This window comes from Allocoleopsis franciscana PCC 7113 (assembly GCF_000317515.1).
GTDB lineage: Bacteria > Cyanobacteriota > Cyanobacteriia > Cyanobacteriales > Coleofasciculaceae > Allocoleopsis > Allocoleopsis franciscana.
This window is the reverse complement of record NC_019739.1, coordinates 15,437-26,250: the sequence shown is the minus strand read 5'-3', so window position 1 is coordinate 26,250 and position 10,814 is coordinate 15,437. Positions and strand designations below refer to the sequence as shown.

Here is a 10,814-nt window from a genome sequence, read left to right as displayed (position 1 = left end):
GCGATCACCGTGAGTGTCAGTGTGATCGCCATCGCTGTAGGTTAGGTAGAGCAATAGCAAAACCCAACATCAATGGATTCAATTCTAACAGTACAATTGTACTTATTTGGAGAGAGATAAGTACAATGGTCAGGGATAGGGGAAAGCTCTAGATCTTCAATTGCTGCAACGTATTTTCTCAGGATTGATTTGAAACTGAATCTTTGTGAGCTTCCGCTTCCCTGGCAACTCTAGAGCTTCTAGAATATATCCCTCTTGCTGTAATTCCTCTATCGTCCGCCACAAAATTTGATTGTTTCTCGATAGATTACTGCCCAGAAGGTCTAGATTCTTGAACAGATATTGCTTGGAGATCGTCAGATATTGTCCAGCTTGGAGCTTGTCCCATTTCATTCGACTGGCAAGATAAACCAACAGCTTCATCTTGTAATCATGCTTGGCATTACTCCCCAGCTTTTGAGTCATGTCAACGTTGTTGGAGAACAGGACATAATCTCCTGTCCGACTTGGTCCATCAAAGAATTCCAGCGCCACCGTGTAAGCATCTGCCAACTCATAAGTATAATCAGCCGCCTTTGCTAAATCGAAGTCTCGCGGCACCTTATCGATTTCATAGTCTCGGATGCGGAGGATACTTTTGACGATAACCTTCGCTCCCGTTGTGTTGCCTTTTTTGAGAGACTGAGCCAGCACTAGCTCAGTTCTGTGGAGGGCAACTAGGTCTTGGTTGAGTTGCGCTCTTGACCGAGTTGTAAAGCTACCGTCTTTAGCACGACTATAGCCCATACTTTCCAGAAGATCGTTGGAACGAAAGGAGACCAGAGGACTGTTACCCTGCCGCGCCGCTTCCTTGTATAGATACAACACAATAGCAACCTGCCTAGGATTTAAAAAAGTCAGCAATGCTATGAATAAGCGCTGAACCCGGCGGTCTGGAATTTTCTCCAGAGCTTTGCTAATTCCCAAATCTGTACAGGTACTTAAGTCGAGATTGGCATACTGATTGCTCAACTCTTCCCACTCCTCTGCTGAGAGATTCTCTAGTGGGACACGACGGGTTACTGCTACTTCACTCTGTTCCTTAGAGTCAGCATCAACTCGCATCTCCAAGTAATAACCATCGGCATCTGCACGGAGAATAGGCAGTCGCACATCGGGGTTTCTGATCGAGGCTCCTGCTCTTGGCATGACCATCAGAAGCTGTCCGTCCACCGGAAAAGCCGTGTCTTCCTTGCTCACGTTCAATCCCTACCATTTAGACAAATTGTATCAAAGGCATTTTGAGCTATGTAATTGTTTGGGCTTTGTTAGAACAGATAACGGTTGAATTTAACAAATCTCAACAATCACCCGTGACTCCGGCGTATGATTTTGAGCCTTCCCCACGTGACTCCGGCGTATAGTTTTACCCGTGACTCCGGCGTATAACTCTCGATTTCACCCGTGACTCCGGCGTATAGTTTCACCCGTGACTCCGGCGTATAAGTGACCCGTGACTCCGGCGTATAGGCGATTTTGCCCCCTTGAAGTGGTCAAGTTAAGGTGCTAGTCTTGCAGCAACTTCCAGCCGAACTCTAGAGGTTAGGAAGGTTTGAGATTGCAGCCAACTTCTGCATGGGGGTGCCATGTTTGCAATTCGTCAGCGAGACCGCTCTCCACCGTCTGACTCAGACAACATAAAAGCGTCAAGAATACGTATCGCGAGATTCCTGACGCCGATATGTTATTTCCTTAAAAATTCATAAGCCGGAGAAAGCAGCGAAGATTCGCGCCTTCTCACAACTTACTATCACTGGATTTGGAACTACGCAGTGCCACCTGCGAGCTACCAAGTTGAGCGCCCTAACTAAATATAGGGGTCTATTATGTAGCTCAACTTTAGCAAAGTTTCAGCCAGATAGTAAGTGTGAGCGGCCGTAATTCTCATGCTGTTCCAGCTCCGTAACCTCAAAAATTCACGGAGGAGAGCATTTACGATGAAACTTACGCCTGGAAGCTTTGCCATTCGAGACTGGGTTGATTTTGATGCTAAAGGTCGGGCTTCTTGCCCTAGCTGCGAACAAGACGGCAAAAAGCGACAAAAAAACTTGTTTGTCAATGCAGACGGCAAATACTGGTGCTACCGAGGCTGTACTCCAGAGCAAATCCGAGCCGTGTTGGGCGCTCCACCACCAGGTCAGCCGATGAACCTGTCTGACTCGCTGCCGCATCGAGTCCGTCAGCCGTCAGTTGCACCACCTTCTAGACAACGCACTGTATCCCAAAAGCAGGTTCAGCAATCAGTCGAGCGACTGCTGCATTATCAGGGAACTCCTCAGCAACAGGCATTGGCATGGCTTGAAGCGCGTGGCTTTACTCGCGAGGCGATCGAGCATTACCGCTTGGGTCTAGACCAGCGCTGGCTTACCCTGGATGAAAACAAACCAGACTCCCGCGAGTGTTATTGGTCAGTCAGCATCTATATTCCTGCTGACGAACCGGGGCAGTTTTACAAGAAGATGCGGGTTGCACCTTGGTTGGTTGGGGAGGCTCGACCCCCATATGTGAGTAAGTGGTGTCAGTACGGCGTACCTGTGACCATTTGGTTCACCTATCGTCCAGAAGATGCCGAAGCGACTTGGTACTGCGAGGGGGAATGGGATGCCATGCGCTTGGGTTGGTTAGCCCGTCAGTGCAGAGCGAAGATTGCTGTCTGCTGCTCTACTGGGGGTTGCGGTACTGTTCCCAAACAAGAACAACTCGATCGCCTCCCCGGTCTTGTCACCATTTTCTTCGATCGCAACGACGAACCTCGCCAAGATGGAACCATCCCTGGTGATGCAGGAGCGAAGAAACTTGCCTTAGCTTTAGGAGAGCGAGGACGAATTGCCCAAGTTCCCATGCCGTCGCCGTGTGATGTAACAGGTTGGGATGTGAGTAATGCCTTGGATGCTGGTTATACCTGGTCAGACTTTGAAGCCGCAGCAGCTACAGCCATGTCAACGGCTGAAATCGAGCAGCAACAAGCTCAGGTTCGTCTCACTGCATCTGCTTATCGACCATCGACAGCATTCTCCCTGCGCGACAAAATCCTGGAAATTCTCAACCGCTACGATACCCCCTCTCTACGGGATGCAGCACTGATGGATTTGGCTGCTGCTACCGGATTTCCCTACCGAGATGTGGAGAAATTGGCTAAGTCCCTGGCGATTGAAGTGGACTTGCTTCTTGACCAAGCCGCAGCGGCTAAGAAACTCTCTAGTCTGCTCAAAACTCGCTGCACTCACCTAGACCTCAACCGCTACCTAGAAGCCTGGTTTGCAGAGACACTGATAGAGACGGCTAGAGCCATGCCTACGGCTCCAGAGTTTCTCTTTACCACCCTGCTTCCGGCTGCTGCGAGTCGAGTGGGGACTGCTGCCCGAATCATCGTGAAGCCCAGTGCTAAATACATCCAACCGATGGTTTTCTGGACTGCGATCGTGGCTAACTCTGGTGCCATGAAAACTCCAGCTCAGCGAATCATTCTAGACCCCTTAGTGGCATTGGAAACTGAAGCCTACGAATCCTTTCGCATCGATTTAGAAGACTATCGAGCCGAACGAGAACTGAACAAGAGCAAAAAGTCACGGCAAGAAACTCCAGAAGAACCTACTAGACCCCCCACTCGCAAACGCTATTTGACTAAAGACATTACCCTAGAAACCCTGCAAAACATTCACGGGGAGAACCCCAGAGGACTCCTTTACTATCGAGATGAACTAGCAGGCAACACCAAATCCCGCAACCAGTATCGGGGGGGACACGGTGCGGATGAGGAAGCTGAACTCGACCAGTGGAACGGTTCTGCCATTTTGTACGATCGCTCAGAGAAGTCCGTCTGTTTGCCTCGTTCTGCTGTTTCTCGCACTGGGGGCTATCAGTGGGAAGTTTTAGCCCAGCTAATGGGCGACCACAACGACTTCAACGGTAACTATGCCCGCTGGCTCTTCTGTGCCGCGAAAACACCGCTGCGCTACTTGCGGTTATTGAGAGAGGACAAGGATACGGGAATCTCTGAAGCTCTGACCTACCTGTATACGGAGTTGGAGAAAGTCCCCCAACAGGATTATCTATTGAGCTACGAGGCGATGCAACTGCTGGAGACTTGGCAGCACCAACTGGTGGATGCCCAGCAGTGTGAAGATGCCTTTGGGTTACAGTTAGCTTTCCCCAAGATTGAAGCTTACACGGCTCGCTTAGCATTATGGTTACACGTTGTCAATGCCGTACTCCGAGGCGAAAGACCGTCTCAGGCGATTAATGGTGACACGATGGAGAAAGCGATTGAGTTAGCGGCTTACTACCTCTGGCAGTACCGTCTGATTCATACCCATAATTCTCCCGATTCGGGACTGGCTGCGATCGCACTGAAAATACAGAAGTTTGTCGAACGAGTCGGTAACGCAACGGCTTCTGCCCTCAAGAGCGGGGTTCGCGACCTCAGAAAAATGGCAACTGACCAGATTCGCCAGTTGATGCAAACTCTGGCTAACGCTGGCTATGGTTGCGTGACTGGGGAAGGAGCTTCTATGGTTTATGTCCCCACACCATCTAGTGCCTCGCCTTTAGGCAGAAATGGGAAAAGCGACACCGTTAGCAACGGTCAATTCGTCAATTCCGCCGCTGAGTTTACTGCTACGAGTGGGGTTGACTCAATTGATGCACAGTGTCAACTGAAGCGTCAATTGTCAACAATCCAAACGGATACGTCAATGGATGGCTCATCACAGGAGCTAAGGATAATTGAAGAGGCTCAGATGCCAGTGCAGATATCTGAGAGGAGCATTGACACAATTGACAGGGAATTGACAGGGTTATCAATGCCTGAAGCCGAAGCCCTGCAAGCCTCTTGCACTTCGACTGACGCAATTGACACAGGAGTTGAAAGCCACCACACTAATATGCCTCCTGCCGACCTTACTACAGATGAAGTGGCAAACACTGAGGCGGAACAGCCTATTGCAGGAGTCGATGGATTTGACGCATCTTCTAAACTAGCGAACGGTGCTTGCCTGTCTTGTGGTTCTACTCCTTCCTGGAATGGGTTCAAAGTTAATGACTCAGTAATACTGAGCTACCACCAAACTGGAGGACGTGCATGGGTTATTGACCCCACTCAATACCCAGAACTGGGCGCACAACCTCGACCCAATCTCGTACCTGTCCGTTGTGCCTACACGGGGAAAGCCGAATGGTATCCCACAGACTGGGTGCAGTTAGCCACTTAGCCAATAACCGAAGGTGCTGCTAGTCAAAGAAGTGACGGCGAGGGTAGCCAACTGCGTTTAACAGCTTTCTACTAACCCCAGAGATGCTGGGTTTGAGGAGCGATGAATCTGAACCTTGATGATAGACGTTCTGGAGTCAAAATTTCCCAGGAAGGCTCTGTTCTTACCACGAGTCCAGTATCCCCTCGCAGCCTTCAGATCGATCCTGAGTTCAAGAATCTGATTCCACCTCTCTCAACTGATGAGCGGCGGCAGTTGGAAACTAACCTGATCAAAGAAGGATGCCGAGACCCTTTGGTAGTCTGGGCAGGACATGACATCTTGCTCGATGGACACAACCGTTGGGAAATTTGCTGTCAGCATGGCATTGATTTCCAGACGGTTGAGATTGAACTACCTGACTGGGAGGCGGCGCGGAACTGGATTATCAACAATCAACTGAGCAGGCGCAACCTGACTAAAGAAGCTTTAAGCTATTTGAGGGGTCTGCGGTATCTGCAACAGAAGAAGCCGCGAGGGGGAATGGGTGCCAATCAGTACAGGAAAATGCAAATCCCTCAAAATGAGGGAACTGCTCAAACGGCTGAGCGATTGGCGAGTGAGTTAAAGGTGAGTCGTGCCACTATTGAGCGGGATGCTAAATTCGCGCTGGCAGTGGACGCTCTGATCGAAATGTTAGGGGAGGAGACTCGACGGTATATCCTCAGCCGCGATGCCAAATTGACGAAAAGGGATACTTTGGAACTGGCTGAGGTGGCAAGGCGGGAACCGGACGAAGCTAAAGCGATTATGAAGTCTCGAATTATTGGAAGCCGTCAGTCAAGAGTGAAGGGCAAACGATCGCTGAGTCGGGAAGAGGGTGTTAGTTACACGAGTGGGGTTGGCTGTGATTATTTGGTGCGCGTGACTCCTGATACTTGGGAGCGGCTTTCCCAGTATATGTTGGAAACTGAGTCGGCAACGTTGGGGGGAGCGATCGCGCGGTTGTTAGATGAGGTTGAACAGTTGCGAAAACGTGGGGCGGAACCAGGCGCAAAGTGATTCGGTGAATTCGATATAAATTAAGAACTGAAGAGAATTGTTGAGGTAAGGTTTCTGGAGTCTGACATGGAAATAAAGAAGATGCGATCGCATATCGGGACAGATGGGATATTGCTTCTCCAAATGCCCACTGATTTTAAAGATACTTCTGTTGAGGTGGTGGTAGTTGTACAGCCGTTATCATCGGAGGAAACTCAACCTCGGTATAATACTTGGGGAAAGCTTACTACTAAAAAATCAATTACTGAAGCAATTGCTAGAATGCGACAACTGCGGCAAGAAGTGGCATTGGATAAAAATTCAATCCGCGAAATGATTGAAGAGGGGCGCAGGTTTTAATGCAGTTTGTCTTGGATTGTTCTGTAGCAATTAGTTGGTGTTTAGTAGATGAAAATGACGATTATGCCAATGCACTACTTGCAATGATGCCGGATTGTGAAGCTTTTGTGCCGGGAATTTGGTCGCTAGAAGTTGCTAATACTTTACTGGTTGCAGAACGACGTAACCGCATGACGACTGAGCAATCTGAACTAGCTATTGCTTTGTTACAGTCGCTGCTAATTCACGTTGATGAAGCTACGGATAGCAACGCACTCTCGTCAACTCTGGTATTAGGACGACAAGAAGGAATAGCTGCTTATGATGCGGCATATTTAGAGTTAGCACTACGATTGGCATTGCCTCTCGCAACACTTGATACCCGGTTGGCAGAAGCGGCAACTCGCTGCGGGGTAGGGTTGGTAGTCGTTGATGGGGAAACGCTAGAGACGGATTGATAATTTGGCTGTAATTACTTGGTGTACGTGACTCCTGATACTTGGGAGCGACTTTCCAAGTATAGGTTGGAAACTGAGGCAGTAACGTTAGGGGGAGCGATCGCGCGGCTGTTAGATGAGGTTGAACAGTTGCGAGAGGGTGTGGCAGCAACCAGTCGGTCAGACATCTTTGAGTAACTCCAAGTCAACTCAGTTCCGAATCCGTGCTTGACTGAGCTTGGCAACTCTTGTCTATTTTGGTAAGATATTCTTACCATCAGTAAGAATAGAGACTGTGCCATGAGTCCAGAGGATGTGGAAGTCAAGCTGATTGAAGTATTCCAGGAGATCCAAAGCGATAGTGGGTACCAAGCCACCCAAATAACAGGAACAACTTGTCCCATGACTGACCTTGAAGGGTTTGATAGCCTCCTATGTATTGAAGCGATTGGTATGCTAGCCGACAGACTAGATGTAGAGATTCCCAACAATAACAACATATTTCTCTCAAAGGATGGCAAGCGATGGCTCACCATTGAGGAGTCTGTTGCTGTAGTCTGTGAGATTGTCAACAGAGGAGAGACTTAGGTATGAGTTACACAGAAGAGAAGAGGTCAATTATTGCAGCCCGCTTGCGTGAAGCTCGCAAGATGGCGGGGCTTTCCCAAGCTCAGGTAGCTAAGATGCTTGGTCTTCATCGCCCTTCAATTACGGAAGCGGAAGCTGGGAATAGAAAGGTTTCTGCTGATGAGATCACGAAGCTTGCCGAAATTTATGACGTAAGTGTGTCATGGTTGCTTGGGGAGGGTGCAGACAAGCTTGATATCCATGACGACAAGATTCAGCTTGCCGCGAGAGAACTCCGAAAGCTTAAACCAGATGACCTTGATCGACTTTTAACAATACTTGCCTCAATGCGTAGAGGAGGAGAAGTACTTTGAGGAATCAGACTTTGAGAAATCAGAGACAGGTTTTGGCACAACAAGCCCAGCAGAAAGCAATCGAGGTGCGGAGAAAAACAGGTTTTGACAACAAAAGCCCACTCTGTATTTATGGCTTGTGCGACAAGCTCAATGTGAGAGTCAAGTTTGTTGACATCAGTATGGAGGGGATCTATCTCCGAGAAGCCGAGTCGGTAATTTTACTTTCCGCATTACGTCCTCTCCCCAGACGCATCTTTACCTGTGCTCACGAACTTGGTCATCATGTCTTTGGACATGGTTCGACTATCGATGAACTGCTAGGAGAAGCAGAAAGCTCTCAGGCTTTTGAGCCAGAGGAGTTTTTAGCTAACTCCTTTGCTGGATTTTTGCTCATGCCAATTTTATGCGTGCGGAAAGCATTCGTTTCGCGTGGATGGGATGCGGCTTCGGCAACGCCAGAGCAGATTTTTACAATTGCCTGTAATTTCGGCGTTGGGTACGAAACGCTAATTACTCACATGGCTTATGCTCTTAAGATGATCTCCTCTTCAAGGGCTAGTACGCTTCTCAAAACAAAGCCCAAAACTATTCGTGAAAAGGTGCTTGGGCGTCCATCGACTGACCCGTTGACTATCGCCGATGCACACTGGTTAATGCCAACAATTGATGCCGAAGTTGGAAGTCTCCTTTTGCTTCCAACAGGTGCACAAGCTGTAAATGATACTATCACCCTTGAAGAAAATCACCCGAAGGGACAACTTTTTAAAGCTAACCGTCCCGGTATTGTGAGGGTTTATTGCCGTGACACCGGATGGGCTGTCTTTGTTCGTGTCTCGCGGTATCAGTTTATTGGTCTAAGTCAATATCGGCATCTTGAAGAGGTGGAAGATGAGTAACAGTTCACCTCTTTTGATTGATGAAAACAACCTTTCCCATGCTTGGGCAAAAGCATTTTTGCACATTATTGATAATCCAGGTAAGGAAATTTCCCCTCTTGTGGTGAGCATCACAGGTTTTAATGATGGCATACCAAATGAGGATACGGATATTCGACAGTCGCTTGACAATTGTCTTGCTGCCGAAGGTGAGCAAACAATAGATACTGTTGCGAATACGATTTTTCCTCATTCTCTCTGGAGACATTCTAAAGACGGACGAAAGGAGTTATTTGAGCGATATCTCAAGATTTTCCCCAGAATAAAAGCCGTAGAACTAAATAAGAATAAACGTGGCATTTACTTTGAAAGACTTATTGCCTTCGGCTCTGGTCCAAATGATGGTAACCAACTTGAATACATTATTTCTAAGTATAAGGATCGTCCAGCCGTTAGGAGATCGATGTTTCAGGCATCAATTTTCGATCCTGGGAGAGACCATGTGGGTAGCGCTCAACTTCCTTTTCCTTGTCTACAACATATAAGCTTTGTCCCACATAAAAATAACCTTACGATGAATGCTTTTTATGCTACTCAGCAGGTCTTTAATAAAGCTTATGGGAACTACTTAGGACTGTGCAGACTAGGGAACTTTATGGCTCACGAAATGGATCTAAAATTTAGCCGGATGAACTGCTTTATTGGTGTAGCCAAGCTGGATAACATCACCAAGAGTTCAGAGACTCTCGCCCCAGTCATAAAAGTATGTCGAAAAGTGATACCCTCAAGGACAGACTAACAAGCAATGGATGGAACGTATAATGCCAACAAAACAACCACCGAGAGGAAAATTTAAAATTACTCAAAAAGATACATCTCTTGACGAACAACTAAGTCTTAACTTTGGCGACTATAGTACACCCAAAAGCTCTCAAAGCATAGATGTTGCTGCATACTCTCACCTTCTGCCTGCCAAGCCTACTATTGTATTTGATACCTACTGGCGTTTCGCAGCAGAAAGGCAGAACATCTTTTTCAAAAAGTTGTGCCGAGAACCGATGCCTTGGACTGAAGATCCAATTCTTTCTACCTTCAAATTTACTAATGCTTATCGTGCATCAGATCGCACAAGCCAATATCTGATCCGTCAGGTTATCTACCGCGAAGATCTCCCGACCACTTCGGATGAAGTGTTTTTCAGAATCATTCTGTTTAAGATTTTCAACAAGATCGAAACTTGGCGGCTTTTGGAAAGTAAACTTGGTAAGATTATCTACGCTGAATATTCTTTTAAGCGCTACGACGAAATTCTTACCGAAGCGATAGAACAAGGTCAACGTATCTATTCAGCAGCATACATCATGCCGTCAGGAGGAAAAGGACTTAGACATACAAGAAAGCACCAGACTCATCTCAAGTTGATTGAGAAGATGATGGCCGATGAACTGCCCAAGAAGCTTACTGATGCGCCAAATATGCATCGAGGATTTGACCTTTTGCGTGAATACCCCACTATCGGTGACTTCCTTGCATATCAGTTCATTACGGATGTTAATTACAGCAAACTCACGAACTTTAGTGAAATGAGTTTTGTGGTTCCTGGACCAGGTGCGCTTGATGGTATTCGGAAATGTTTTGCCGATCTGGGTGGTCTTAATGAGCCAGAAATCATTAAGCTGATGGCAGAAAACCAAGAATCTGAGTTTGAGCGTTTAGGTCTTGATTTTCAGTCTCTCTTTGGACGCCCGTTGCAGTTAATTGACTGCCAAAATCTCTTTTGCGAGGTCGATAAGTATGCCCGGATGAAACACCCGGAAATTTCCGGAGTATCAGGTCGAACTCGCATAAAGCAAAAATATTCAGCTAACAGACAACCAATTGATTACTGGTTTCCTCCCAAGTGGGGAATTAACGAGGCTATTAAACAATACAGAACAGCCCAAAACGCTACAAACTCCAACTCGAAATAGA

General features: G+C 47.5%; 11 protein-coding genes. 10 read left to right on the top strand and 1 reads right to left on the bottom strand.

Features of this window, described 5'->3' with window-relative positions:
- Positions 1-156: 156 nt before the first annotated feature.
- On the bottom strand, positions 157-1,239 hold the full coding sequence (locus tag MIC7113_RS30905) for a hypothetical protein (RefSeq protein ID WP_015186126.1): 1,083 nt from the start codon (positions 1,237-1,239) through the stop codon (positions 157-159).
- A gap of 737 nt (positions 1,240-1,976) precedes the next feature.
- Here MIC7113_RS30905 and MIC7113_RS34035 point away from each other — a divergent pair.
- The 10 genes from MIC7113_RS34035 to MIC7113_RS30860 all read left to right on the top strand — a co-directional run bounded on the left by MIC7113_RS34035 (position 1,977) and on the right by MIC7113_RS30860 (position 10,813).
- On the top strand, positions 1,977-5,249 hold the full coding sequence (locus MIC7113_RS34035) for a DUF3987 domain-containing protein (protein WP_015186125.1): 3,273 nt from the start codon (positions 1,977-1,979) through the stop codon (positions 5,247-5,249).
- A 102-nt stretch (positions 5,250-5,351) separates the two neighbouring features.
- Positions 5,352-6,290 (top strand): hypothetical protein, encoded by a 939-nt coding sequence (locus tag MIC7113_RS34030; RefSeq protein WP_015186124.1) that lies wholly within the window; start codon positions 5,352-5,354, stop codon positions 6,288-6,290.
- A gap of 66 nt (positions 6,291-6,356) precedes the next feature.
- Complete coding sequence (locus tag MIC7113_RS30890) at positions 6,357-6,629, top strand: hypothetical protein (protein ID WP_015186123.1); 273 nt, start codon at positions 6,357-6,359, stop codon at positions 6,627-6,629.
- Positions 6,629-7,066 carry a type II toxin-antitoxin system VapC family toxin gene (locus MIC7113_RS30885; protein WP_015186122.1) on the top strand — a complete coding sequence of 146 codons (438 nt, stop codon included), beginning with the start codon at positions 6,629-6,631 and terminating at the stop codon, positions 7,064-7,066. Before MIC7113_RS30890 ends, MIC7113_RS30885 begins: the two co-directional genes overlap by 1 nt.
- A gap of 27 nt (positions 7,067-7,093) precedes the next feature.
- The gene (locus tag MIC7113_RS37040; RefSeq protein ID WP_155898292.1) at positions 7,094-7,243 is read left to right on the top strand and encodes a hypothetical protein; all 150 of its coding nucleotides are present in this window, start codon (positions 7,094-7,096) and stop codon (positions 7,241-7,243) included.
- Between the two features lie 102 nt (positions 7,244-7,345).
- Entirely contained in the window at positions 7,346-7,633 is a 288-nt protein-coding gene (locus MIC7113_RS30880) for an acyl carrier protein (protein ID WP_015186121.1), read from the top strand.
- A 2-nt stretch (positions 7,634-7,635) separates the two neighbouring features.
- The gene (locus MIC7113_RS30875) at positions 7,636-7,986 is read left to right on the top strand and encodes a helix-turn-helix domain-containing protein (RefSeq protein ID WP_015186120.1); all 351 of its coding nucleotides are present in this window, start codon (positions 7,636-7,638) and stop codon (positions 7,984-7,986) included.
- Positions 7,983-8,864 carry an ImmA/IrrE family metallo-endopeptidase gene (locus MIC7113_RS30870; protein WP_015186119.1) on the top strand — a complete coding sequence of 294 codons (882 nt, stop codon included), beginning with the start codon at positions 7,983-7,985 and terminating at the stop codon, positions 8,862-8,864. Before MIC7113_RS30875 ends, MIC7113_RS30870 begins: the two co-directional genes overlap by 4 nt.
- The gene (locus tag MIC7113_RS30865) at positions 8,857-9,642 is read left to right on the top strand and encodes a thymidylate synthase (RefSeq protein WP_015186118.1); all 786 of its coding nucleotides are present in this window, start codon (positions 8,857-8,859) and stop codon (positions 9,640-9,642) included. The genes MIC7113_RS30870 and MIC7113_RS30865 overlap by 8 nt, the downstream gene beginning before the upstream one ends.
- Positions 9,643-9,664: 22 nt before the next feature.
- Entirely contained in the window at positions 9,665-10,813 is a 1,149-nt protein-coding gene (locus MIC7113_RS30860) for a nucleotide kinase domain-containing protein (RefSeq protein ID WP_015186117.1), read from the top strand.
- Position 10,814: the final 1 nt, after the last annotated feature.

Coding starts and splice junctions, on each gene's coding strand:
- MIC7113_RS34035 (WP_015186125.1), top strand. CDS start 1,977: ATGAAACTTACGCCTGGAAGCTTTGCCATTCGAGACTGGGTTGATTTT.
- MIC7113_RS34030 (WP_015186124.1), top strand. CDS start 5,352: ATGAATCTGAACCTTGATGATAGACGTTCTGGAGTCAAAATTTCCCAG.
- MIC7113_RS30890 (WP_015186123.1), top strand. CDS start 6,357: ATGGAAATAAAGAAGATGCGATCGCATATCGGGACAGATGGGATATTG.
- MIC7113_RS30885 (WP_015186122.1), top strand. CDS start 6,629: ATGCAGTTTGTCTTGGATTGTTCTGTAGCAATTAGTTGGTGTTTAGTA.
- MIC7113_RS30880 (WP_015186121.1), top strand. CDS start 7,346: ATGAGTCCAGAGGATGTGGAAGTCAAGCTGATTGAAGTATTCCAGGAG.
- MIC7113_RS30875 (WP_015186120.1), top strand. CDS start 7,636: ATGAGTTACACAGAAGAGAAGAGGTCAATTATTGCAGCCCGCTTGCGT.
- MIC7113_RS30865 (WP_015186118.1), top strand. CDS start 8,857: ATGAGTAACAGTTCACCTCTTTTGATTGATGAAAACAACCTTTCCCAT.
- MIC7113_RS30860 (WP_015186117.1), top strand. CDS start 9,665: ATGCCAACAAAACAACCACCGAGAGGAAAATTTAAAATTACTCAAAAA.